The organism is Micromonospora rifamycinica (assembly GCF_900090265.1).
GTDB classification, from domain to species: domain Bacteria; phylum Actinomycetota; class Actinomycetes; order Mycobacteriales; family Micromonosporaceae; genus Micromonospora; species Micromonospora rifamycinica.
This window is the reverse complement of the sequence record NZ_LT607752.1, coordinates 681,144-703,609: the sequence shown is the minus strand read 5'-3', so window position 1 is coordinate 703,609 and position 22,466 is coordinate 681,144. Positions and strand designations below refer to the sequence as shown.

Genomic DNA, 22,466 nt, shown 5'->3' with positions numbered 1-22,466 from the left:
CCTGCTGTACCCCGGTTGGTGGCGCTGGCGGGATCGTCCTCGGCCCGTGCCCGCGCCTACCGTCGGACGGGTCGATGTTCGTTCGTCCGAGGAGGCAGTCATGATCGATTCGACCCGTGTCGCCGATGCTCCGGTCGCCCCGCCGCAGCCGGCGGCCGACCGGCTCCGCCCGCTGCTGTGGCTGGTCCTGTTCGCCAGTGTGGCGGCCAACGTGGTGCTGACGACCGCCGTGGACCATCCGTGGATCGGGTCGGCGTGCGGCCTGGTGGCCGTGTTCTGCGCGGGAACGCTGATCGTCCGGCACCGCCGCGGGCGGTGAGCGGGTCGCCGGGCCGTCCGGTGCCGGCCGGTCGCCGGCACCTGCGGTGGCCGGGCCGGCGGCCGGCGCCTGCGGTGGCCGGGCCGGCGGCCGGCGCTCAGCGGCCGTCGGGGGTGGTGCGGAGGGTGAGCAGGTAGCGGGCGGTGAGCGCGACGGCCCGGTCGTCGTCCCCGGTCAGGCCGGCCAGTGCCCGGGAGGTGGTGTCCCCCGGGATGCCGGCGAGCGCCTGGGTCAGCCGGCCGCGTGCCGACGCCCCGAGGTGGCCCGGGGTGAGCAGCTCGATCAGGCGTGCGGCGATCCGCTGTGCCGTGGCGGGATCGGTGGCCAGCGCGCTCAGCGCGTCGGCGGCGTCGACGTCGTTCACCTCCGCGACGATCATGTCGATGAGCGTCGGCACGGCGTCGGGTTCGCCACGGGTTCCGAGGGCCAGCGCGGCGTGCCTGCCGACCACGGGATCCGGGTGGCGCAGGGCGTCGCGGAGCAGCGTGGTGGCCTCCCCGCCCGGGATCTCGACGATGGCCCGGACGGCCCGTTCCCGCACCTCGGCCCCGGGGGCGTCGAGCCCGTCCGCCAGCAGGGGCAGGGCGTCGACGCCCGCGTGGGCGAGCGCCCAGCGCAGTGCCCCGGCGACGTTCGGGTCGGACTCGTCCAGCGCGGCCGCGACCAGCGCCTCCACCGGCACCGGGACCTCGCCGGCGGAGGCCAACGCGGCGCGTTGACGCTGGTCCGCGCGCGGTGAGCCCAGGTCCCGCAGGAGCGCGACGACCTGGAGGACGTCCTGCCAGTCGGCGGGGTCGGCGGCGTCGATCCGCCGTAGGCGGGTGAGCAGCTCCCGTTCCGCGGTGATGCGCGCCTGCGTCTGCCGGATGAGGTCGTCGACGAGTTCCGCCGGGGTGAAGGCGGGATCGTCGAGCGCCCGGCCCACCGCCCGCAGCGGCAGCCCCAGCGAGCGCAGGCTCTCGATGTGGAAGATCCGTCGGAGGTCCGCGCCGGAGTACTCGCGGTAGCCGACGCCGGTACGGCCGGTCGGTCGGAGCAGGCCGAGCGACTCGTAGTGCCGGAGCATCCGGACGCTGACGCCGCAGCGTCGTGACACCTCGCCGATCAGCACCGCTTCACCCCTGCCCGCTGGCCTCGCCGAGCGCCGCGACGCGCGTCGCCTCCGCGAGGGAGAACGCGAATCCGGCGTCCGGGTCGCGCGCCAGCTGCTGGGTGGCGACCGCGTGCGCGCGTACCCGGGGATCCGGATCCGTCCCGGCAGTGTGCAGCAGCGGCGCGACGGCCTCGCCGAGCGCGGCCATCGCCCGGCTGAGGCTCAGCTGCGTCGCCCGGTCACCCCGCCCGAGCTGGGTGGCCAGCACCGCGGCCAACCCGGGCTCCGCGCCGTCGGGCACCAGGACGACCGCCGCCCGCCAGGCGCTGCGCGCCACCTCGTCGTCGGGGTCGGTCAGCAGAGCCCGGGTGATCGCCGGCCAGGCCCGCCGGTCCCCGATCTTGGACAGCGTGTGCAACGCCTGGCTGCGGGCCTGGGCGCCGGTCGAACCCAGGGCGGCGACGAGCCGGGGCACCGTCGCCTCCGGCGGGTGACGGGTGAGCGCCCAGGTCAGCATCTCGCGGACCGAGAAGTCCGGTTCGGTCGCGCAGCGGTCGACGAGCGGGTCGACGAACGCCGGGGCCGGAGCGGTGCCGATCGCCAGCGCGGCCCGCAGCCGCACCGACGGGTCACCACTCGCCAACCCCCGTAGCGCCCGCGCCGTGTCCGTTTCCTGTCTGGTCATCGGAAGACCACCTCCCCGACGCAGTGAAGCCCCTGACACCGTGTCAGGGTCAACCGGAGCCCGCCATCGGAGTCGGCTGGACCTGGATCACCCCCTTCGCCCTGCATCTTTACCGCACGATCGCCGCCCACGACGGCGGAGCAGCCGATCAGGGGTACCCGGTCACTCGCCCGTTCCGCCGAGGTCGATGAGGATGCGGCCGTCGCCTCGACAGCGGAGTCCCCTGTCGAGGCGACGGGCGACGGCAGCACCGAGTCCGGGCCGGCGCCGATGAGCTGCGCGGTCAGCCGTCCATGCCGCTGATGGCCACCTGCACCCACAGGATCGAGGCGAGGGCGATGCCCAGGAAGGTGAGCGCCGACAGCCCCAACGCGGCGGCGAGACGCACGCGCTTGCGGGTCACGACGAAGACGACGACGGATGCGGCCACTGCGAACAGCGCGAGGAATGCCGTGAATCCCATGGTTCGGTTTCTCTTCTCTTCGAGGAGTTCCGCAGCAGCGGACTGCTGGTGCGGGCAGGTCGGGTCGTCCGGTTACCGGCGGATCCGGTGTGGTGCGAGGAGAGCGCGTTGCTGTCCAGGTGACTGGCGTCGGCGGGGGGCCGACCGAGTGCTGTCAGGGGGCGTACGGCAGGACCTGCAGGCCTTTGTCCCCGTCGCCGGAGGCCGTGATGCGGCCGTTCTCGACGCCGATGACGCCGTAGGCGCCGTGCAGTTCGAACAGGCCGGAGTCACCGGCCAGGTCGATCCGCCAGACCTGGGACGCCTTCCCGTCCTGGCAGTTCTCCAGCTTCAAGGCGGCACCGGCGGTGTCCGCGACGCAGTAACCGCCGCCGGCCTCCTCGTTCCAGAACGGCGGCTTGATGAGCACCCGGTTCTTCGCCGCCACCGGGGCCGGGTAGAGGGCCATCATGGTGGAGTCCGTCCGGTCGGTTCCGGTGAAGTCAACCTGGCCCTGGCCCGCCTGCAGGAAGCGGTCCACGCCGTCGCCGGCGACGTCGATCAGGACGCTCTTGCCGGTCCTGATGCCGGTGATGCGCAGCCCGGACAGGTCCGAGGTGACCTTCGCCCTGGTCGTCGGCTTGGCCGGGGCGGCAGAGCTGCGGGTCGGCGCGGCGGAGGTCGGCGCGGTCGGGGGCTCGGCGGGGACCGCCGTACCGGAGGGCGTTCCGGCCGGCGTGGACGTGGCGGGTACGGACGTGCCCGACGGTGCGGCGGACGTGTCCTCGCCGCTGGTGCAGGCGGTGAGCAGGCCGGCGGTGGCGAGGACGGCCCCCATGACGAACGAACGGGTGTGGCGCATGTGCTTTTCCTTCAGGAGAGGGAGGATCGGGTGCCCGGTGTCACCGGCAGAACCGCGACGGTGCCGACGAGATCAGCCGTGCAGGCCGGTGGCCCGGGGGCTCGTCTCGTACCGCGGTGCGGGGTTCATGTCGTAGAGACTGCCGAACGGACGCCGCGGTCTCTTCCCGCCACGGGCCTGCGTCGGCTCGACGCTGAGCGGAGATCGGGAGACGCGCCTCATCCGAAAGGTGGAGGCGACGGCACTGCGGTGACCGGGCCGACGACCGTGGTCATGTCCCCGGCTGGACAGGTGGTGGTGTGCCACGGCAGGCCGGGTGCCTTCGCACCCGGACATGGGGTGCCGTCAGGCGTCGACGAGACCGGCCCGCCACGCCCAGGAGGCCACCTCGACCCGGTTGCGTACGCCGAGCTTCGCCTGCGCGGCAGCCAGGTGGGTCTTGACGGTGGACACCGCCACGAACAGTTCGTCCGCGATCTCCTGGTTGGTCAGTCCCCGGGCCACCGCCCGTACGACGTCGTTCTCCCGGTCCGTCAGGGCCTCCACCGGTGCGGTCGCGCGGATCTGCGGCCGGTGCCGGAAACTGCGCAGCAGCCGGACGGTGACCTGGGGCGCCACCAGGACGTCCCCGCGGACGGCCGCGCGGACCGCCTCGACCAGCAGGGCCGGCCCGCAGTCCTTGAGCAGGAACCCGCTCGCCCCGGACTGCAGGGCGACGTCCACGTACTCGTCGTCGTCGAACATGGTGATGACGACGACGGCGATCGGATCGGCGACGTCGGGGCCGGCGAGCAGCCGGGTGACCTGCAGTCCGTCCAGGCCCGGCATCCGGATGTCCAGCAGGCACACGTCCGGGCGCAACCGACGCGCCGCCTCGACCGCCGCCCGCCCGTCGGCGACGTCGGCCACCACGGTGATGTCCGGCTGGGCTTCCAGGATCATCCGGAACCCGACCCGCATCAGCTCCTGGTCATCGGCGATCAAGACCCGCACTGGCTACCGTCCCCGTCCTCGTGGCCGCTTCTCGGTGGACGCTGGCAGCGCTCGGTCGGCATCCGACGGAGATCCCCGATCATCGAGAAGGGATGATACGGGTACGCGCGTCGCTGTCCCGGATCCACCTGCGCCCGCCGCGCCGTGGTTCCAGGACGGCGACGATGGACGATCGGGCGGCCGGGAACAGCACTCTCCACCTTCCGGGGTCGTGCGGGGGCAGGACTACGGTTCGGCCCGGTAGAGCGGCAGGTCGGCGAGGACCTGCCAGCCGCCGCTCGTGCGGCCGGCGGTGAACCGGCCGCCGAGCAGACGCACCCGCTCCCGCATGCCGACGAGTCCGGAGCCACCACGACGTCTGCCGACGACGCCGAAGCCACCACGACGTCTGCCGACGACGCCGAAGCCACCACGACGTCTGCCGACGACGCCGAAGCCACCACGACGTCTGCCGATCGGCCGGTTCGCCTTCCCGTCGTCGCGGATCTCGACCCGGAGGTGTCCCTGCCCGGTCCGTACCGATACCTCGACCTGCCGTGCCCCGACCGCGTGCCGACGGGCGTTGGACACCGACTCCTGTACGAGGCGCAGCACCGATGTGGCGACCTCCTCGGCCACCGGTTCGGCCAGCTCGACCGTCACCCGTACCGGCGGGCTGCCAGCTGACGACATGGCCCGCAGGTCGGCCGCCAGGTCGGTGGTCCGGGTCAGCGGTGCCGGCGTCCGGCCTTCGCCCGGTTCACCCTCCCGCAGCGCGGCGACGAGGTGCCGCATCGAGGACAGCGCCTCGATACCGGAGCGTTCGATCACGGGCAGGGCGTCGAGTGCCGCACCGGGGTCCGATATGGAGCGTTCCTGTGCGCTCTGCGCCTGGTCCATCATCGTCCTGACCTGGTGGGTCACCACGTCGCGGAGTTCCCGTGCCAGGGCGAGGCGCTCCCGCTGTTGCACCGCGATCACGGCGGCCTGCCGCGTCCGGGCCCGTTGCCGGTCGCGACTGCGCAGGTACCACCCGTACGCCACGGGCAGCACCACCATCGCCATTCCCGACAGCGACAGACTCCACCACGGCTCCGGCGTCGACTCCCCCGGTGGGGGCGCGTACTGCGGTCGTAGCTGCGCCGCCACCGTGCTGGTGGCCAGGAGCAGCCCGACGAGACCGGTGGCGGCGACCCCGGGAACCCGCCGGACCACCGCCACGATGACGATCGCCACGGCGGCGATCTCGGTCACGGCCAGGCCCGCCGTGGTCTCGGCGTCGGCCGCCCGCAGCACCCCGGTCGAGACGACGAGGGTCGCCGCGGCTCCCAGCGCCCCGGGAACCGGCCGTACCTGTGCCAGCAGCGCCAGGGTCGCCATCAGGGCGATGCCCGGCACCGTCCACCCGAGACGCGCGGTGTCGGATTCCGCGAGGATCCGGATGTCGAGCAGGCCGAGGACCACCAGTGGAACAGCCCACGGCCATTGCCGCAGCACCCGCGCCGATACCACCGCCGTCACCATCCCGTGCCGCGCCTCCGCGCTCGTCGGGAGGACACCGGAGACAGTACGGTTCGTCGTCATCGCCCGCGGAACGGCTGCTGCACTATTGTCACCGGCGGCTCCCCCGGATTCGGACCGACGCGAGGAACTGCTGTGGTGGCGGCGTGAAGCTCGACTGGCGAGGTCTGACCATCTGGGACTGGCCCCTGGCCGGGCTGCTCGCGCTGGCGTTGCTGCTGGACGGGGCGACGGCGAGCGAACTGGGGTATGACGACCGGTGGGAGCTGCCGGGTTTCCTCGTGGTGTGTGCCCTCGCGTTGCTGGCGTCGCGGTGGCCGGTCGTCGCGGGTGTCGGTGTGGTGGTGGTCCTGCTGGCGTGGTCGGTGGTGCTGCGGCTGGCCGGTGTCGCGGTCCCCGCCGCCGCGGGCGGGTTGGGGGCTGCCGAGGTCGTCGCGGTCCTGGCCGTCATCGTCGCGGTGGTCCGCCGGACGTCCAGGTCCACCGCCGCCGGCCTGGTGGGGTTGCTCCTGCTCGGCTGCCTGGCGGTCGGGGTGCTGCGGCCGGAGCACCCCGGCGCTCCTCAGGAGCTGGGCTGGTCGGTGGTCCTGCCGGTGGTGGCCGTCGTGGCCGGCTGGGTTCTGCGGGTGCGCGACGCCCGGCAGGCGCGGGAGCTGCGGGCGGTCGTGGTCGCGACGCAGTTGCGTGAGCGGGTGGCCCTGGCGCGGGAGCTGCACGACGTGGTGGCCCACCACATTGGCGGCATGGTGGTGCAGGCCCAGGCGGCGCAGGCGGTGGCCCTGCCGGATCCCGGTGCTCCGGCTCGGGTGCTGCCGGTGATCGAACGTGCCGGTGCGGAGGCCCTGTCGGCGATGCAGCGGATGGTCGCCATGCTGCAGGATGTCGACGGGGATCCGGTGACGCCGCCCACGGACCTCCTCGCCGACCTGCGTGCGGCGGCTGTCACCTCGGGGGACGCCACTGCGGTCCGGTTGGCGGTGGAACTCGGCGAGCCCGTGCCGGCGGCGGTCGCGACGACGGTGCTGCGGCTGGTCCAGGAGTCGGTGACGAACGCGCGGCGCTATGCCGTGGGCGCCCGTGAGATCACCGCGACGGTACGGGCCGGAGACGGGCGTGTCCGCGTGCAGGTGCGTGACGACGGGCGGCACGCTGACCGGCCGAGGAGGTCCGGGGGCGGCGGTTACGGCCTGGTCGGTATGCGGGAACGGGTGCAGCTGCTCGGCGGCCGGTTCGAGGCGGGCCGGTTGCCCGGTGCGGGCTGGCAGGTGCTCGCGGACCTGCCGCTGCGGCCGGAGCCCTGATCGGTGCGGCCGGCGACCGGCTCGGGCTGGGTGGGCGCGGGATCAACCTCGGGTGCGGATGTCGACGCTGGAGAGGACGGCGTCCCAGGCCAGCTCGGCGGCGACCGTGCCCAGCCGGAGCGACGGGGTGGGCACCGTCACCTCGTCGGTCGTCAGGGCGAACAGGGTGTCGCCGTCGGCGATGGTGTGGAAGGGCTGGATCGCCCGGTGCATGGAGCCGTGCACCTGGGTGGCGAACTGGGCGAGTTCGGTGTCGGTCATCCGGACGTTGGTGACCACGGCGGTGAGGGTGGTGTTCCCTCCGGTGGGCGCGAGGTCCGGGGTGGTCGCCGCGATCAGCTCGGCGTAGTCCTCGGCCGGGTGGCGACGCCGGCCGGTTGCCGGGTCGAGGTTTCCCCGCACGATGTCGCCGTCGCGGTCGACGATCACGCCCATGGCGTTCACCACCGTCAGCACCAGCAACCGGGCCGCACCGATGCGGGTGAAGGCCGCGCCCTGTCCGCCCCACTCGGCGCGGGTGTTGTCGACCTTGCCGACGGTCGCGGCGACACCCGCGCCGACCCTCCCGACGGCCACCCGGTCGGTGCGTACCGCGCGCAGTCCGTCGGCACCGAGTCGGGTGTCCGGGTAGATGGCGTTGTCCCGGGGGGTGAAGTCGTAGACGACGGCCCCGGACACCACCGGCAGGCTCCCGAAGTCGGTCGCGTAGCCGGTGCGGCGGAGCAGTTCGTCGTAGACGCCGGACGCCGCGGCGAGCCCGAAGCTCGACCCGCCGGCGAAGCACAACGCGTGGTGGTACGGGAAGCCGCCGCTGACCCCGACGGCCCCGCCCCGCTTGTCGACGGCGGTGCGGGCGCCGCCGGGGATGCTGAGGACGGTGACGCCGGTCGGGCCGTCGGGGTACTCGGCGGTGCCGATCGCCACGCCGGGCAGGTCGAAGTCGATCCATCCGTCGCCCGCCGCACCGAGCACCGCGGCTCGTCGCCGGTGGTCGTTGCCGATGGGGGACGTCGTGCGCGGCGGGGCCGGATGGTGTTCGGACATGAGGGTCACCGTCTTCCGTGGGGTGGGTGGTGGCGAGTTCCGACCGGGGTCGGGTTGCCTAGACTGGGTTGATGGCCCGTCCCGTCACGCTGCACGATGTCGCGCGCCGGGCGGGTGTCGGCAAGTCCACCGTTTCCAATGTGCTGTCGCGTTCCGGCCGGGTCTCCGAGGCGACCCGGGAGCGGGTCCGGGCGGCGATGGAGGAGCTGGGCTACGTCCCCAACCGGGCGGCCCGGCAGTTGCGGGGCGGGCGGACCGGCATCGTCGGGGTCTACGTTCCGGGTGTGCCGTCCACATCGGAGTTCTACATGCGGTTCGTGTTCGGCATCATGGAGCGCGCTGCCGCCCGCGACCGGGACGTCACCATCCTGACCGCCTCGGAACACCGGTCGCCCCGGACGCTCGACGGGGTGATCGTGGCCGATCCGCACCGGGACGACGAGTTCGTGCCGGTGCTGATGCGCGGTGGGATGCCGGTCGTCTGTTTCGAACGCCCCCCGGCCGGGATGCACCCGGACGTGGTGCTCTGGGCGGACCACCACCGGGCGCTCACCGGGTTGCTGGACCGGATGGCCGAGGTCGGGGCTCGGCGTCCCGCCCTGGTGGTGCCGCCGGAGACCGGTGACTGGGCGGCCCAGCTGGCGGCGGGGCACCGGGACTGGTGCGCCCGGCACGGGGTCGCCCCGGTGGTGGCGCACCATCCGTGGGTGCCGTCGCCGTCGGAGGTGTCCCGGGCGGTCGAGCGGGTGCTCGCCGTGCCGGGGGTGGACGCCCTGGTGTGTGCCTCGGTGGACACCGCGCCGACGGCTGTCCAGGTGCTGCACCGGCTCGGGCACCCGGTCGGGCGGGACGTCCTGGTGGCGAGCGCCACCGAGTCGTCCGCCCTGCGGTTGGGTCAGCCGCCGGTCACCGCGCTCGACCTGTCTCCGTTGGATGCCGGACGCCGCTGCGCCGACCTGCTCGACGACCTGATCGGTGGCGGCCCGGGCGGGGTCTACGAACATCCGGTCCACCTGTGGTGGCGGGACTCCACCCGGGGGTCGCCGCCGGTCACCGGGTCATCCGTTCCAGGGTCTCCTCCATCCGGTCGCCCGCTTCCACCGGGTTGAGTCCGGCCGCGAGGCCGTCCTGGTACACCTGGTCGAGGAGGGGGCGGAAGCGGGCGTAGCGGCGTTCCCAGTCGGCTGCGTCGGTGCGCCAGTAGCCCACGCAGACGGCGCGGTCCCGGGGCAGCCGGTGCACGGTGCGTAGCACGGACCGGGCCTGGCGGCACTCCCCCGCCTCGCCGGCGACCCAGACGTAGCCGGGGCCGTCGGGCAGGGTCGTCTCCCGCAGCCGGTCGACGAGGCTGCCCGGTCCGTGGCCGTTGCCTACCCCGACGCGGACGTCGATGTGCACGGTGGGGTCGTCGCCGGCTGCGGTGAGCAGGTCCCGGGCGTCGGCCAGGTCCGGCAGGTCGACCAGCACCCGGGTCGGGAGGCCGGGTGGGCGTTCCGCGACGGTACGGGTCGCGGCGGGCAGCCCGGCCAGGTCGGCGGCGAGCACCAGCCAGCGGGTGTCGGCGGGTGGACGGAACCAGGCGCGGCACCGCCACAGCAGGAGACCGGTGCCAATTTCGGCCTGTCGTGCCCAGGACGTGGCGGGGCCGTGGTCGTGCAGGGCGAAGTCGATGGTCAGCCGCGCCCCGACGGGGTCGACGGCGCGGACGGAGTAGTTGCGGCCGACGGGTGGGTGCTGTTCGTCGTGGTAGCCCCATGCCTCGCCGCGCAGGGTCATCGGTGGCGGGGCCGGCTCGCCGGGGCGGGGGAGGTAGATCGTCACCGACTCGTCCGGTGCGCCCAGGCAGGGGAAGTGGGCGAGGTCGGGACCGCCGAGGACGACCCGCTGCAGGTGTGGGGTCAGCCGGTGGACCTCGTGCACGGTGGCGGTCCAGAAGCCGGGCCGGGTGAGGGTGTCGGTCATCGCGCGCTGTACTCCGAACTGGTGGCCGGGTCGCCGTCGACGGCGACGGCGAGCGCGGGGACGATCTTGTCCAGCACGTAGGGCAGGCTCAGGACGGAGGCGAAGGCGAGCGCGCCGTTGGCCTCGGTGCCGAGGAAGACGTCCCGGCGCTGGGTGCGGACGTCCAGCCGGGTGTAGAGCGGGTCGCCGAGCAGGGTGGTCACGCCCGGGTCGGTGGCCGCCTCGGACCAGACGGCGACGTCCACGTCCACCAGGTCGAACCGTTCGCGGCTGATGGTGGCGGACTGGTTGGCGTTCGCGGTGAGGGTGGTGACCTCGGGTGTCATGGTCAGTCCGAGGTCGAGCAGGACCTTCGAGGCGGTGGTCTCGGGGCTGAACAGGTAGTACTGGCCTTCGTAGGTGGAGGCGAACACGGTGTGGGCGCCCTTGAGGCGGGGGTGGGCGGCGGCGACCGCGGCGATCCGCTGTTCCAGGTCGGTGACGAGTTTCTCGGCCTCGGCGCTGCGGCCGGTGATCTGTCCGGCGGCTCTGCTCATCTGTTGCCAGGTCACCGCCCAGCTGCCGTCGCCGGCCGGTTGGGCGACGGTGGGGGCGATCTTGGTGAGCAGGTCGTACTCCTGGCGGGACATGCCGGAGGAGAGTCCGACGATGACGTCGGGGCGCAGGGCGGCGATCTGTTCGTAGTCGAGTTCGGCGCGGGCCAGTACCTCCGGCTTGGCCGTGCCGAGTCGTTCCCGGGCCCACGGCCAGGTCGCGTTCGGCTGGTTGCCGTACCAGTCGCGGATCGCCACCGGCACCTCGCCGAGGGCGAGGAAGTAGTCCTGCTCCTTGAGGCCCACCACCACGATGCGTCGGGGCTTGGCGGTGAGGGTGGTCGCGCCGAAGGCGTGGGTGATGGTGGTGGGGAACGCGGCGTCGGACGATCCGGACGCGGGGGCGGCGGGGCTCGCCTCGCCGGTGGCGCAACCGCCGGCCACCAGCAGGGCGAGCACCAGTGTGGCGGCGGTCAGGACAGTGCTCAGCCGGCGTGGTCGGGTGTGTGACATGGCATTCGATCCTCAGGAGGGGCAGCGAGAACGACGTTCCCAGTGGCTTAGGGTAGGTTTACCTTAGCCAGTGATGGAACGTTCCACCATGAAGTGAGTCACAGTGTCGGTCGCCACCCCCGCCGGCTTACGCCGCCCCCGCCTGCTCGCCGCCGGCCTGCTCGCCTGCGCGCTGGCCCTGCTGGCCGCGATCGCCGTCAGCCTCGCCGTCGGCGCGCTGCCCCTGACGACCGGCACCGTGCTGCGGGAACTCGTCTCCCCCGGCGACAGCGAGGCGGGCCTGATCGTCCGGGAGGTCCGGCTACCCCGTACCGCGATCGCGGTCTGTGTCGGAGCGGCCCTGGCCCTGGCCGGCGCCCTGATGCAGGTGCTGACCCGCAACCCCCTCGCCGACCCCGGGTTGCTGGGCGTCAACGCCGGAGCCGCCGCCGCGGTGGTCGCCGGCATCCTCGCCGGGGTGACCAGTCAGAGCGGACACCTGCTGCTCGCCCTGCTCGGCGCGGGCGTCGCCGCCGGCCTGGTCACCGCCATCGGCGGCACCCGGGGCCCGGGCACCGCCGACGACGGCCGGCTGGTCCTGGCCGGCGCGGCCGTCGGCGCCTGCCTGACCGGGGCCGTCGCCGGTGTCACCCTGATCGACCAGACCGCCTTCGACCGGTACCGTTTCTGGGCCGTCGGCAGCCTCGCCGACCAGCCGCTGTCCGCCCTGCTCACGGCGGCACCGGCGCTGCTCGCCGGCCTGGTGGTCACCGTGGGCGTGATCCGACCACTGGACGTGCTGCGCTTCGGCGACGAGGGCGGCACCGCGCTGGGTGTCAGCCCCGGCCGCACCCGGCTGCTCGCGCTGGTCGCCACCACCCTGCTCTGCGGCGGCGCGACCGCCGTGGCCGGCCCGATCGGCTTCCTCGGACTGGCCGTCCCGCACGCCGCCCGGGCGATCTGCGGCCCCCGGCTCGGGTGGATCGTCGCCTACTCCTGCCTGCTCGGCCCGCTCCTGCTGATCACCGCCGACGTGATCGGCCGGCTGCTGGCCCGCCCCGGAGAGATCGAGGTCGCGATCGTCATGGGTGCCATCGGCGCCCCCGTGTTCATCGCCCTGGTCCGCGCCCGGAGGATTCCCCGCCCATGACCACCGTCCCGACCAGCGCTCCGGGCCGCCGCGCCCGCCGCCGGCACACCCGCCGCGCCACCCTGGCCTGCCTCGTCGCGCTGGCCCTCGGCGTCGGGCTGGCGGTCGTCGCCCTGACCAGTGGCCGGTACGCCACCCCGCTACCCGAGCTGTGGCCGGCGCTGACCGGGGGCGGCAGCCCCGGCCTGCGGTTCGTCCTGTTCGAGCTGCGGCTCCCCCGGATCGGCACCGCGCTCGCCGTCGGGGCGGCCCTCGGCGCGGCCGGTGCCCTCTTCCAGAGTGTCAGCCGCAACCCCCTCGGCAGCCCCGACATCGTCGGCTTCACCGTCGGCGCCGCCACCGGCGCGCTGGTCGTCCTGCTGGTCCTCCACGAGACCCGCCTCACCCCGGCCGTGGGCGCGGTGCTCGGCGGTGCCGCCGTCGCCGGGGCGGCCCTGCTGCTCGGCGGGACCGGGCAACGCCTCATCCTCGTCGGGATCGGCCTGGCCGCCCTGCTCACCGCCGTCAACGCCTACCTGCTGACCCGGGCCGAGGTGACCGACGCGCAGAACGCCGCCGTCTGGCTCGTCGGCAGCCTCAACGGCAGCGGTCACCACCTGCCGCTGCTGCTCGGCGCGCTCACCGTGCTGCTGCCACCCGCCGTGCTGGCGGCCCGGGGGCTGCGACTCATCGAGAACGGCGGGGACAAGGCACTCAGCCTCGGCGTACCCGTGCGCCGGCAACGCCTCACCGCGACGGCCCTGGCGGTCGCGCTCACCGCCGTCGGGGTCGCCGGCGCCGGACCGGTCGGCTTCGTCGCCCTGGCCGCCCCCCACCTGGCCCGCCGGCTCACCCGCGTCGCCGCTCCGCTGGTGACCACCAGCGCGGTGTTCGGCGCCGTGCTCCTGCTCGCCGCCGACCAGCTCGCCCAACGGCTCGTCCCCGGGCAGCAACTGCCCGTCGGCGCGGTCACCGGCGTCGTCGGCGGTGGCTACCTGGCTCTCGTCCTGGCCTGGACCTGGCGGGGCAGGCCCGGGTGAGCTGCCCGCCCGTCCCGTACCGCACCGCCATTCCGGAGGCAACCATGACCGCCCCACCCACGATCGAGCTGGATTCGGTCACCGTCGGCTACGACCGGCGCAGCGTCTGCCGGGACGTCTCCCTGCGGATCGCCGAGGGGAGCTTCACCGTCTTCATCGGGCCGAACGGGTGCGGCAAGTCGACCCTGCTGCGTACCATCGCCCGGGTGCTGCGGCCGAGCGCGGGCCGGGTGGCCGTTCTCGGCCGCGACGTGCACGGCTACCGCCGACGGCAGTACGCCCGCACCGTGGGGCTGCTCCCCCAGGGGATCGAGGCACCGGCGGGGATGACCGTCACCGATCTGGTGCTGCGCGGGCGGCACCCGCACCGATCGGCGTTGAGCCGCTGGACGTCGCAGGACGAACAGGCGGTCACCGCGGCGCTGGCCGCCACCAGGACCACCGCATTCGGCGACCGGATGCTGGCGGAGCTCTCCGGGGGTCAGCGGCAACGCGCCTGGTTGGCCATGCTGCTGGCGCAGGACACCCCGATCCTGCTGCTCGACGAACCGACCACCTACCTCGACATCGCCCACCAGTACGAGGTCCTCGACCTGCTCGCCGACCTGCATGCCGGCGGTCGGACCGTGGTCGCCGTCCTGCACGACCTCAACCAGGCGGCCCGTTACGCCACCGACCTGGTGGTCCTGCACGACGGCCGGGTCACCACGACCGGTCCCCCGTCGGCGGTGCTCACCCCGGACCTCGTCGCCGACGTGTTCGGGCTGCGCTGCCGGGTCGTGTCCGATCCGGTGACGGGCACGCCCGCGGTGTTTCCCGAGTCGTCCCGCCCCCGCCCGGCCAGCCCCGTCCGCGACGGGTGACGGGCGAGACTCCCCGCGCGGGTTCCGCTGAACGCGGGGAGTTCTCCACGCCTGGCGTATCAACCCGCGCCGGTCACCTCTGGCGCAGGGTTGCCACGATGCTGGGCAGACGTAGCGTGGCTCCCCCGGTCGTCCTTGGGCCACGGACCTGACGGAGGACAGCCGGGTCGACCTCGCGGACCAGTTGACAACAGTGATGGAGTTCCTGCGCGATCGACTTGACGTGCTGGAGCACCTGCGGGAATGCGACATAGATCTGACCATCGGCTGGACCCCCCGCGCTCCGCAGGACGGGATCGCGCTGGATACCGAGATGGTGACCCTGCTCCATCGCGTCAGATGTGCGGTACTGCTGGACACGTATCGCAACTGATGACACGCCTGATCGTCGTGTCGGGACACCGGCAAGCTGGCATGGGAGCCGACCGATTACTTGCGGATAAGGCTCACCCGTCCCGCGCGAACCGTCGCCACCTACGCCGGCGTGGAATCACAGCGACCATTCCCAGCAGGGCCGACCGGGACATCGACCGGCGTAAACGCCAGGTCTCAGGAGCGCTTTCTCTTCGTCCAGATGACGTAGCCGGCGCAGAGGATCAGCATGAGGACGGCGATGGTGGTCCATGCCCAGCGGTCGAAGGGCTCGTCGGCCACCACGGCGCGGATGCCCGCCAGGACGGCAAGCGCCAGCGGACCCAGGCCGAACCACTCGGAGTGCTCGGACCAGGTCAGATCCTTCACCGCCTGCCTCATGCGGCCAGTCTAGGTAGTGACGGCTGCAGGGGGACAAGGCGTACGCCGCTCGCGCGAACCGGACCGTCCTGCGGGACGAGCACGTCACCACGGTCATGGCCGAATCCCACGACCAGATCGCCACCCGGAAGCGGAACGGACGACACGGCGGCCGACCACGGTCAAGGCTGGACCCGCTACGTGGCGCTGCGGTTGGTCCAGTTCCACCAACTCCCGTCCCACCACCGGCTCCACAGATTGCCGCCGGTGTCGAGGAGGAAGAGCGCCGGTCGGCTGGAGTTCTGTGGCGCGACCACGGCTGAGCCGCCCCCCGCCGGCTGGAACGGTGGGTTCTGGTCGCTCCAGTACCAGTTCGACCCGTCCCAGTAGTTGATCCACAGTCCGCCCTCACCGGTACGGTGGAAGGAGAACGGGGAGGTGCCGTCGACCGAGAGGACGCCGAGCGGGGCGGATACCAGCGTCTGCCCCGGGGGTGAGCCCAGGTTGTGCCACTGCCATCCGGCCTCGGACCGCCAGCGGATCCAGGCGTTGCGGTCGGAGCCGAGGGCGAAGAGGTACGGCCGGGCGTTCGGCGCCACCTGGATGGCGTTCTGCGCGCCGAGGGCGTTGCTGCCGGAGTCGAGGCTGACCCCGGGATTTCCCAGGTCGTTCCAGATCGCGGCCTGACCGTCGACCCGGGTGCTCCAGAGGTGTCCGTAGTTGCCGACGACGTAGACCTGTGGGGTGCCCTCTTCCAGCAGGACGCCGAGCGGTCCGTAGGCGGAGATGCCGTCGGGGGGCGAGCCGAGGTTGGCCCAGGACCAGACCGCACCGTTCCACCGGTTGACCCAGATCGTCTCGTCGCCGTCGCTGCGGACGAAGATGTACGGGCTGGTGCCGTCCACGGCGACGGCGGCGAAGCTCGGCCAGCTCACGAAGTTCGATCCGGGTGGTGCGCCCTGATTGCGCCACTGCCACGCGGTGAGCGACCTCCACAGGCTCCAGAGGTTGCCGTCGGTGCCGAGGACGAAGGCGTACGGCCGGCTGAAGGCGTCCACGATGGTCACGCCGACCGGCATCCGGATCCCGACTCCCGGCGGGGTGCCCATGTTGGACCAGTTCCACCCCTGGGTCTGGTCCTGCCAGTTGATCCAGAGGTTGCCGTCGGTGCCGATGGTGAAGACGTACGGATAGCGGTCACCGACGGCGACCGTCCCGACGATGGTCCGTACCGGGGGTGGGGCGGTGTCGGTGGCGGAGCGGGTGAGGAGCTGCCCGCCGGTCGCGGACCGCGTCGCCGCCGGTTCCGGCCCGGCCGCTGCGGCCGTCGGGGTGGTGCCGACCGTGACGGCCAACGCGACGGTCGCGACGGTCGCCAGCATCCGGCGGACCATGGTGCTGCCTCTCATGGTGTCCTCTCGTGGCAGGAGCAATGCCTTGAATCATGAGGATCACTCGCGTCACCACAGTCGACAAGCCGATCCGGTCGACTTCCCGACGCGGGTTCCGCATCCGCGGGAGCGACGACTCGGCGTTGTCCGGCGTTGGCGCGGCCGAGGCGGCGCTCGCCCTGTCCCCCAGCCAGCCCCGGTCCGGGGAACGGTGCACCTCGGACGTCGTCGACGCACGGCGGCTCCTGGCGGGCCTCCGACACCGGCTGCCGGAAACCATAGGGGGTCCAGATCAGACAGCAAGGCGCTGCTGTCTGAGAGCCGGCGGGAGTCGGAGCTATGCGGTCGCTTCGCGGGCGGACGCCAAGCACCGACCGTCACCACGGTCATGGCCGCGGCGGCGATCCAGAACGGAGTCGTGATTCCCCAGGCGCCCGCCAGAAGGCCGCCGAGGAGGAAGCCCAGTGCGGCTCCCCCCAGATCCAGTAGCGAATAAACGCCGCCGACCCGGCCACGCAGGCCGGAAGGAACCACCCGTTGGCGGATCGACGTGACGATCACACCCCACACCATGGCGTGGATGCTGAAGCCCACCAGCACCACGGCCGCCACCCAGGGTGTCGTCGTCACCGCCAGGGTGACGTGCGTGACGACCTCGATCACGAGTCCGGCCCGCAGCACCGCAGTGCTGCCGAACGCGTGGGCGAGCTTCGCCGCGACCGTGGCCCCGAACAGACCACCGACGGCGAACGCGGTCAGCAGGAATCCATAGCCGACGTCGGACAGGCCGAGCCGCTGCCGGCAGTAGATGACGAACACCGCGAACGCCGCGCAGAACGCCAGGTTGCCGATGCCCATGCTGATCGCCAAGGTCCGCACCAGACGCTGCCGCCACAACCACCGCACCCCATCGACGATCTCGCCGCGCAGCGTGGTCCGCGGCCCAGGCTGCTGCACCGGCGGCACCGGGCGAATGCCCGCAATCAACACGGCGGCGACCACGAACGTCAGGGCGTCGAAGCCGAATGGTGCGGCGGCTGCGACGACGAACAACCACGCGCCGAGCGGCTTGGCGACGAACTGCTGACCGATGGTGAAGGTGGCCGCGAGCCGGGCGTTGGCACTGGGCAGCCTCTCAGGCACGACCACGGCCGGCAGCAGCGCCCTCATGGCGGTGTCCGCGAGAGTCTCGCCGGTCCCGAGCAGAAACACCACCGCGTAAATGATCGGCACCGTGACCGTATGGGTCGCGACGGTCGCTGCCAGGGCGGCCAGGGCCACGCCGCGGGCCAGGTTCACCACCACGATGAGCAGCCGCCGGTCGAGCCGGTCGACATAGGCCCCGCTCACCAGAGCGAACAGCAGCCAGGGCAGTTGCTGGGCAAAGGCGGCACCGGCGACCAGCCGGGCATCGTTGCTGACTGACACGACCAGCAGCGGTCCGGCGGCCATGGTGACACCGTCACCGATGTTCGACACTGCCGAAGCGGTCCACAGACGGATGAAGTCCGCGCCGAAACGCGCGGATACAAGGGAACGCAAAAGAACTCCTCGAGCCAGATCGGAAACGGTCGGATCCAGGGACCGTCTCGCGGCGAGGAGCACCGCGCCGCCGGGCTACCCGACGGGGATGAGCGATGAGCGGGCGGTCTGCTCTCGCAGCGAAACGACGACCGTCACCATGTCGAGGCGCATCTCATCTCCCCACTGTCACTCACCGTCTTCGATAGACTACCGCCGGCGCAACACTCAGCACACGCCGTCGGCGACGATGCCGACACCGGTCTCGTCGCAGGAGGTTTCGATGCCGAGGACGATCGGCACCGGTCAGGCGTCCTGCGCCGTGCCTGCGCCGACGCCGGGGTGTTCGGCGTTGGCGGCGAGGATCTGTTTGCGGAGCCTGGTCGGGAGCCGGTCGACGTAGGCGAGGCCGTCGAGGTGGTCGACCTCGTGTTGGAAGCAGCGGGCGAGGGTGCCGGTGCCGTCCAGCCGGATCTCCCGGCCGTGGAGGTCGAACCCGGTCACGGTGGCGGTGGCGCAGCGGGCCAGGTCGGCGTGCTGGCCGGGCACGGACAGGCAGCCCTCGGAGTCGGTCACCAGCTCGCGGTGCTCGGGTAGGTGCAGCACCGGGTTGACGACGGTGGCGACGGTGTGGGCGCCGGTGGCGTCGGGGCAGTCGACGACGAAGATCCGCGCGTCGACGCCGATCTGGTTGGCGGCCAGACCGACACCGTGGGCGGCGTACATGCTGGCGAACATGTCGGCGACGAGCTGGGCGAGGGCGTCGTCGAAGTCGGTCACCTCGGCACAGCGGCGATGCAGCACGGGGGTGCCGTAACGGGTGATCGGGCGCGGAATGCCGGTCGAGGTCTGCACAGTTGCCCATCATAGGCAACTGCCAAGCATGGGCAGTAAGGGTTCTCCTGCTGCGTGATGCAGCTGGCCAGGCACGGGGTCGGGCCGGGCGGCGGTCAGAAAACCGGACGCTCGTCACTGCCCGGCGACAAGGCGTTCCAACTGCACGACACGTACGGCTTCCCGATCGACCTCACCCTGGAGATCGCCAACGAGCAGGGCCTGACCGTGGACGCCGACGGGTTCCGGGCCCTGACGACCGAGCAGCGCACCCGCGCGAAGGCCGACGCGAAGGCCCGCAAGACCGGCCACACCGACCTGTCGGCCTACCGGACGGTGCTGGACGCGCACGGACCCACCGACTGGTTGGCCTACGAGACGCTCGACACCGAATCCCGGGTCGTCGCGATCTGGTCCGGCGGCGCGACGGTGGACACCGCCGGGGCCGGCGACATGGTCACCGTCGCACTGGACCGCACCCCGTTCTACGCCGAGAGCGGCGGACAGGACTCCGACGCCGGCCTGCTCACCGGCCCGAACCTGCGCGCCGAGATCATCGACGTGCAGCGACCGGTCAAGGGCCACCTGCCGCTGGCACAGGCCCGCGCCGAGGGCGCCCTGGCCCTGTTCGGCGAGACCTACGACGACACCGTCCGGGTCGTCGAGATCGGTGCCGAGTGGTCCCGCGAGCAGGCGCTCACCGACGCGTTCACCGACGACGCCGAACGCGCCCACGCCTTCCTCCTGCTCACCGAACTCGCCCTCGCGATCACCAGCGACCACACCGGTAGGGAGTTACCCGTCATCGTCCGGGAGATCTCCCTGCGCATCGCCGCCCTCGCCGCCGCCGACTGACCCCACCACCCCAGGTCCCGCCGCCACCGTCCGGCACCCGCACAACAGGATCCGGCCCGGAGACGAACACGTCTGGCACGCGCCCCGGACGCCGGCCGCGGCGGGCGGCGGTGGGGCGGTAGGATCGCGGGCGGTGCTGGTTCGCCCCTCCCGTGCGCGGGTGGGGCGTCGTAAGAGGGAACCCGGTGCGAGACCGGGACTGCCCCGCAGCGGTGAGTGGGAACGACCGCCGTCAACGAAGCACTGGACCGCACGGTCTGGGAAGCGACGGCCAGTAGGCGACCCCGTGTCACGCCCACGAGTCCGAAGACCTGCCAGCGCTGCGCGTACCGCCGGTACGCGCCGTCGGCGGCCTCTCGGGAGGGCCAGGGCGGAATGCCGGTTACGCCGTGGCGTATCCGTCTTCCTCTCGGGTGGTCGTCGGACACCGCGAGGGAAGGACCACCTGTGACCACCTCATTCGGGCAGAGCACCGTGCTCGGCTATCCCCGTATCGGTTCCCACCGCGAGTGGAAAAAGGCCGTCGAGGCGTACTGGGCCGGCACGCTGGACGCCGCGGGCCTGGAGGACGTCGCGGCCGGGCTGCGGGCCGAGGTGTGGCGGACGCTGCGTGACGCCCGGCTCGACGCGATCCCGTCCAACACGTTCTCCTACTACGACCACATGCTCGACACCGCCGTCGCGGTCGGTGCGGTCCCCCGCCGGTTCGCCCGGCTCGGCCTCGGTCACCTCGACACCTACTTCGCCATGGCCCGTGGTGTCGATGCCGCGCCCGCGTTGGAACTCACCAAGTGGTTCGACACCAACTACCACTACCTGGTGCCGGAGATCGACCCCGACACCGTGTTCGCGGCGAATCCGGCAAAGGCGCTGGGCGAGTATGCGCAGGCACGTGACCTCGGCATCACCACCCGTCCGGTGCTGGTCGGGCCAGCCACCTTCCTGCTGCTGGCCAAGGGCGACGACCCGTTCGCCCGGCTCGACGACCTGGTCGACACGTACGCCCGGATCCTCACCGCCCTGGCCGACGCGGGCGTGGCCTGGATCCAACTGGACGAACCCGCCTACGTCGCCGACCGCACCCCGGCCGAGATCGACGGTCTGCGGCACGCCTACCGACGCCTCGGTGAGCTGCCCCACCGCCCCCGGATCTTCGTCGCCACCTACTTCGGTGACCTCGGCGACGCGCTGCCGGCGCTGCTGGACACCCCGGTCGAGGCGGTCGGCCTGGACCTGGTCGCCGGCCCGGGCAACCTGCACCGGCTCGCCGCAGCCGGTCCCCTGCGCGGCAGGACCGTCGTCGCCGGTCTGGTCGACGGGCGCAACATCTGGCGCACGGATCTACGCGCCGCTGTCGCCGCCGGTGCCACGGTCGGCGGACTGGCCGACCACGTGGCGGTGTCCACGTCCTGTTCGCTGCTGCACGTCCCGGTCGACCTGTCCGCCGAGACCTCCCTCGACCCGGAACTGTCCGCTCGACTCGCGTTCGCCCGGCAGAAGGTCGACGAGGTGGTCCTGCTCGGCCGGGCGCTGCGCGACGGCACCACCAGCCTGCCGGCCCCGCCGCCGTCCGTCCCGCCGGCGTGGCGGCACGATGACGTACGCGGCCGGTTGGCGGCGCTGCGCCCCACCGACCGGCACCGCGGCGACTACGCCGAGCGGGCCGCCCGCCAACAGGAACGGTTGGGGCTGCCGGACCTGCCGACCACCACGATCGGCTCGTTCCCGCAGACCACCGAGCTGCGCCGGGCCCGTGCCGCACACCGCGCCGGCACTCTCGACGACGCCGGCTACACGCAGCGGATGCGCGCCGAGGTGGAGCAGGTCATCCGGTTGCAGGAGCGGCTGGGCCTGGACGTGCTGGTGCACGGTGAGCCGGAGCGCAACGACATGGTCCAGTACTTCGGGGAGCAGCTCGACGGTTTCGCCGCCACCACGCACGGCTGGGTGCAGTCCTACGGCTCCCGGTGCGTCCGCCCGCCGATCATCCACGGGGACGTGGCCCGCCGTGCCCCGATGACCGTCGAGTGGTCCACCTACGCGCAGTCGCTGACCGACCGCCCGGTCAAGGGCATGCTCACCGGCCCGGTCACCATCCTGGCCTGGTCGTTCGTCCGTACCGACCAGCCCCTGGCCGACACCGCCGACCAGGTCGCGCTCGCGCTGCGCGACGAGTGCCGCGACCTGGAGGCCGCCGGGATCCGGATCATCCAGGTCGACGAACCCGCCCTGCGGGAGACCCTGCCGCTGCGCCGGGCCGACCAGACGGCGTACCTGGACTGGGCGGTGAACGCGTTCCGTCTCGCCACCAGTGGCGTCGCCGACGACACCCAGATCCACACCCACCTGTGCTACAGCGAGTTCGGCGAGGTGATCACCGCGATCGACGCTCTCGACGCCGATGTCACGAGCATCGAGGCGTCCCGCTCGAAGATGGAGATCCTCGACGACCTCGCCGCGATCGGCTACCGCCGGGGCGTCGGCCCCGGGGTGTGGGACATCCACTCGCCCCGCATCCCGCCCCACGATGAGGTGGTCGACGCGCTCCACCGGGCCGTCGCGGCCGTGCCCGCCCGGCGGTTGTGGGTCAACCCGGACTGCGGTCTGAAGACCCGTACCTACGCCGAAGTCGAGGCGTCCCTCCGACACCTGGTCGCAGCCGCCATCGAGGTCCGCCGGAGCTGATCGGGCAGGTACGGGCGGGCTCCCTCACGGAGTCCGCCCGTACCTCCTGCGCATTCCGCCTACGGGCAGGCCCGGGCGGCTCGGGTGAGTGCCCTGGGTGCGGCTGGTGTCCGTCTCCTTTGCCGAGTCGGGTGAACTCGACAGGGAGCGGTGCGGTCGCGCGCAGCACCGGATGTCGTGCTGTCGCCGA

The 22,466-nt window shown here is 72.6% G+C and carries 21 protein-coding genes, 1 pseudogene and 1 riboswitch; of the genes and pseudogenes, 9 read left to right on the top strand and 13 right to left on the bottom strand.

The genetic code is table 11. From position 1 onward, the window contains the following. Positions 1–100: 100 nt before the first annotated feature. Positions 101–319: a hypothetical protein gene (locus GA0070623_RS02970; protein ID WP_067313666.1), complete on the top strand. Its 219-nt coding sequence runs from the start codon at positions 101–103 to the stop codon at positions 317–319. 97 nt (positions 320–416) lie between these two features. On the opposite strand, the gene GA0070623_RS02965 is transcribed toward GA0070623_RS02970, so the two are convergent. The 6 genes from GA0070623_RS02965 to GA0070623_RS02940 form a co-directional block, all read right to left on the bottom strand. Next, positions 417–1,430 (bottom strand): HEAT repeat domain-containing protein, encoded by a 1,014-nt coding sequence (locus tag GA0070623_RS02965; protein ID WP_089003887.1) that lies wholly within the window; start codon positions 1,428–1,430, stop codon positions 417–419. A gap of 4 nt (positions 1,431–1,434) precedes the next feature. Continuing rightward, complete coding sequence (locus GA0070623_RS02960) at positions 1,435–2,097, bottom strand: HEAT repeat domain-containing protein (protein WP_067315571.1); 663 nt, start codon at positions 2,095–2,097, stop codon at positions 1,435–1,437. Between the two features lie 283 nt (positions 2,098–2,380). Then, positions 2,381–2,560 carry a hypothetical protein gene (locus tag GA0070623_RS02955; protein WP_067315583.1) on the bottom strand — a complete coding sequence of 60 codons (180 nt, stop codon included), beginning with the start codon at positions 2,558–2,560 and terminating at the stop codon, positions 2,381–2,383. A gap of 154 nt (positions 2,561–2,714) precedes the next feature. After that, positions 2,715–3,401: a hypothetical protein gene (locus GA0070623_RS02950; RefSeq protein ID WP_067315586.1), complete on the bottom strand. Its 687-nt coding sequence runs from the start codon at positions 3,399–3,401 to the stop codon at positions 2,715–2,717. A 345-nt stretch (positions 3,402–3,746) separates the two neighbouring features. Further along, positions 3,747–4,361: a response regulator gene (locus tag GA0070623_RS02945; protein ID WP_067315589.1), complete on the bottom strand. Its 615-nt coding sequence runs from the start codon at positions 4,359–4,361 to the stop codon at positions 3,747–3,749. A 258-nt stretch (positions 4,362–4,619) separates the two neighbouring features. Then, on the bottom strand, positions 4,620–5,957 hold the full coding sequence (locus tag GA0070623_RS02940) for a sensor histidine kinase (protein ID WP_089003886.1): 1,338 nt from the start codon (positions 5,955–5,957) through the stop codon (positions 4,620–4,622). 83 nt (positions 5,958–6,040) lie between these two features. On the opposite strand from GA0070623_RS02940, the gene GA0070623_RS02935 reads away from it, so the two are divergent. Beyond that, the gene (locus GA0070623_RS02935) at positions 6,041–7,195 is read left to right on the top strand and encodes a sensor histidine kinase (RefSeq protein WP_067309663.1); all 1,155 of its coding nucleotides are present in this window, start codon (positions 6,041–6,043) and stop codon (positions 7,193–7,195) included. Between the two features lie 42 nt (positions 7,196–7,237). Here the strand turns inward: GA0070623_RS02935 and GA0070623_RS02930 are convergent, their stop codons facing one another. Further along, positions 7,238–8,239: a P1 family peptidase gene (locus GA0070623_RS02930; RefSeq protein ID WP_084261370.1), complete on the bottom strand. Its 1,002-nt coding sequence runs from the start codon at positions 8,237–8,239 to the stop codon at positions 7,238–7,240. Positions 8,240–8,310: 71 nt separating this feature from the next. On the opposite strand from GA0070623_RS02930, the gene GA0070623_RS02925 reads away from it, so the two are divergent. Beyond that, positions 8,311–9,348: a LacI family DNA-binding transcriptional regulator gene (locus tag GA0070623_RS02925; RefSeq protein ID WP_084261367.1), complete on the top strand. Its 1,038-nt coding sequence runs from the start codon at positions 8,311–8,313 to the stop codon at positions 9,346–9,348. Here GA0070623_RS02925 and GA0070623_RS02920 read toward each other — a convergent pair. Then, positions 9,290–10,201, bottom strand: coding sequence for a siderophore-interacting protein (locus GA0070623_RS02920; RefSeq protein WP_067309672.1), 912 nt, complete (start codon positions 10,199–10,201; stop codon positions 9,290–9,292). The two genes, GA0070623_RS02925 and GA0070623_RS02920, sit on opposite strands and share 59 nt — an antisense overlap. Continuing rightward, positions 10,198–11,247: an iron-siderophore ABC transporter substrate-binding protein gene (locus tag GA0070623_RS02915; RefSeq protein WP_067309675.1), complete on the bottom strand. Its 1,050-nt coding sequence runs from the start codon at positions 11,245–11,247 to the stop codon at positions 10,198–10,200. The genes GA0070623_RS02920 and GA0070623_RS02915 overlap by 4 nt, the downstream gene beginning before the upstream one ends. Before the next feature lie 103 nt (positions 11,248–11,350). Here GA0070623_RS02915 and GA0070623_RS02910 point away from each other — a divergent pair, with 103 nt between their 5' ends. The 4 genes from GA0070623_RS02910 (at position 11,351) to GA0070623_RS02895 (ending at position 14,631) form a co-directional block, all read left to right on the top strand. After that, entirely contained in the window at positions 11,351–12,376 is a 1,026-nt protein-coding gene (locus GA0070623_RS02910) for a FecCD family ABC transporter permease (RefSeq protein ID WP_084261368.1), read from the top strand. Continuing rightward, positions 12,373–13,395, top strand: coding sequence for a FecCD family ABC transporter permease (locus GA0070623_RS02905; RefSeq protein ID WP_067309678.1), 1,023 nt, complete (start codon positions 12,373–12,375; stop codon positions 13,393–13,395). Before GA0070623_RS02910 ends, GA0070623_RS02905 begins: the two co-directional genes overlap by 4 nt. A 44-nt stretch (positions 13,396–13,439) precedes the next feature. After that, positions 13,440–14,258, top strand: coding sequence for an ABC transporter ATP-binding protein (locus GA0070623_RS02900; RefSeq protein ID WP_067309681.1), 819 nt, complete (start codon positions 13,440–13,442; stop codon positions 14,256–14,258). 193 nt (positions 14,259–14,451) lie between these two features. Beyond that, complete coding sequence (locus tag GA0070623_RS02895) at positions 14,452–14,631, top strand: hypothetical protein (protein WP_089003885.1); 180 nt, start codon at positions 14,452–14,454, stop codon at positions 14,629–14,631. A 176-nt stretch (positions 14,632–14,807) separates the two neighbouring features. Here GA0070623_RS02895 and GA0070623_RS02890 read toward each other — a convergent pair whose 3' ends face one another. The 4 genes and pseudogenes from GA0070623_RS02890 to def form a co-directional block, all read right to left on the bottom strand. Beyond that, a complete protein-coding gene (locus GA0070623_RS02890) occupies positions 14,808–15,011 on the bottom strand; it encodes a hypothetical protein (protein ID WP_067309687.1) in 204 nt (67 codons plus the stop codon). Between the two features lie 176 nt (positions 15,012–15,187). Then, positions 15,188–16,399, bottom strand: coding sequence for a hypothetical protein (locus GA0070623_RS02885; RefSeq protein ID WP_157517561.1), 1,212 nt, complete (start codon positions 16,397–16,399; stop codon positions 15,188–15,190). Positions 16,400–16,738: 339 nt separating this feature from the next. After that, a pseudogene (locus GA0070623_RS02880) lies at positions 16,739–17,923 on the bottom strand (MFS transporter); the annotation flags it as partial. A 285-nt stretch (positions 17,924–18,208) separates the two neighbouring features. Then, on the bottom strand, positions 18,209–18,757 hold the full coding sequence (def, locus tag GA0070623_RS02875; RefSeq protein WP_067309693.1) for a peptide deformylase: 549 nt from the start codon (positions 18,755–18,757) through the stop codon (positions 18,209–18,211). A 57-nt stretch (positions 18,758–18,814) separates the two neighbouring features. Here def and GA0070623_RS02870 point away from each other — a divergent pair, with 57 nt between their 5' ends. Together GA0070623_RS02870 and metE are read left to right on the top strand one after the other, a co-directional pair. After that, positions 18,815–19,591: an alanine--tRNA ligase-related protein gene (locus GA0070623_RS02870; protein WP_067309696.1), complete on the top strand. Its 777-nt coding sequence runs from the start codon at positions 18,815–18,817 to the stop codon at positions 19,589–19,591. A gap of 120 nt (positions 19,592–19,711) precedes the next feature. Continuing rightward, a riboswitch (cobalamin riboswitch) is annotated at positions 19,712–19,924 on the top strand. A 114-nt stretch (positions 19,925–20,038) separates the two neighbouring features. After that, a complete protein-coding gene (gene metE / locus GA0070623_RS02865; RefSeq protein ID WP_067309699.1) occupies positions 20,039–22,276 on the top strand; it encodes a 5-methyltetrahydropteroyltriglutamate--homocysteine S-methyltransferase in 2,238 nt (745 codons plus the stop codon). Positions 22,277–22,466 lie beyond the last annotated feature (190 nt).

Bases quoted from the DNA above. Each gene is read 5' to 3' on its own strand.
- GA0070623_RS02970 (WP_067313666.1), top strand. From the start codon at position 101: ATGATCGATTCGACCCGTGTCGCCGATGCTCCGGTCGCCCCGCCGCAG.
- GA0070623_RS02960 (WP_067315571.1), bottom strand. From the start codon at position 2,097: ATGACCAGACAGGAAACGGACACGGCGCGGGCGCTACGGGGGTTGGCG.
- GA0070623_RS02955 (WP_067315583.1), bottom strand. From the start codon at position 2,560: ATGGGATTCACGGCATTCCTCGCGCTGTTCGCAGTGGCCGCATCCGTC.
- GA0070623_RS02950 (WP_067315586.1), bottom strand. From the start codon at position 3,401: ATGCGCCACACCCGTTCGTTCGTCATGGGGGCCGTCCTCGCCACCGCC.
- GA0070623_RS02945 (WP_067315589.1), bottom strand. From the start codon at position 4,361: ATGCGGGTCGGGTTCCGGATGATCCTGGAAGCCCAGCCGGACATCACC.
- GA0070623_RS02940 (WP_089003886.1), bottom strand. From the start codon at position 5,957: ATGACGACGAACCGTACTGTCTCCGGTGTCCTCCCGACGAGCGCGGAG.
- GA0070623_RS02930 (WP_084261370.1), bottom strand. From the start codon at position 8,239: ATGTCCGAACACCATCCGGCCCCGCCGCGCACGACGTCCCCCATCGGC.
- GA0070623_RS02925 (WP_084261367.1), top strand. From the start codon at position 8,311: ATGGCCCGTCCCGTCACGCTGCACGATGTCGCGCGCCGGGCGGGTGTC.
- GA0070623_RS02920 (WP_067309672.1), bottom strand. From the start codon at position 10,201: ATGACCGACACCCTCACCCGGCCCGGCTTCTGGACCGCCACCGTGCAC.
- GA0070623_RS02915 (WP_067309675.1), bottom strand. From the start codon at position 11,247: ATGTCACACACCCGACCACGCCGGCTGAGCACTGTCCTGACCGCCGCC.
- GA0070623_RS02905 (WP_067309678.1), top strand. From the start codon at position 12,373: ATGACCACCGTCCCGACCAGCGCTCCGGGCCGCCGCGCCCGCCGCCGG.
- GA0070623_RS02900 (WP_067309681.1), top strand. From the start codon at position 13,440: ATGACCGCCCCACCCACGATCGAGCTGGATTCGGTCACCGTCGGCTAC.
- GA0070623_RS02890 (WP_067309687.1), bottom strand. From the start codon at position 15,011: ATGAGGCAGGCGGTGAAGGATCTGACCTGGTCCGAGCACTCCGAGTGG.
- GA0070623_RS02885 (WP_157517561.1), bottom strand. From the start codon at position 16,399: ATGAGAGGCAGCACCATGGTCCGCCGGATGCTGGCGACCGTCGCGACC.
- GA0070623_RS02870 (WP_067309696.1), top strand. From the start codon at position 18,815: ATGCAGCTGGCCAGGCACGGGGTCGGGCCGGGCGGCGGTCAGAAAACC.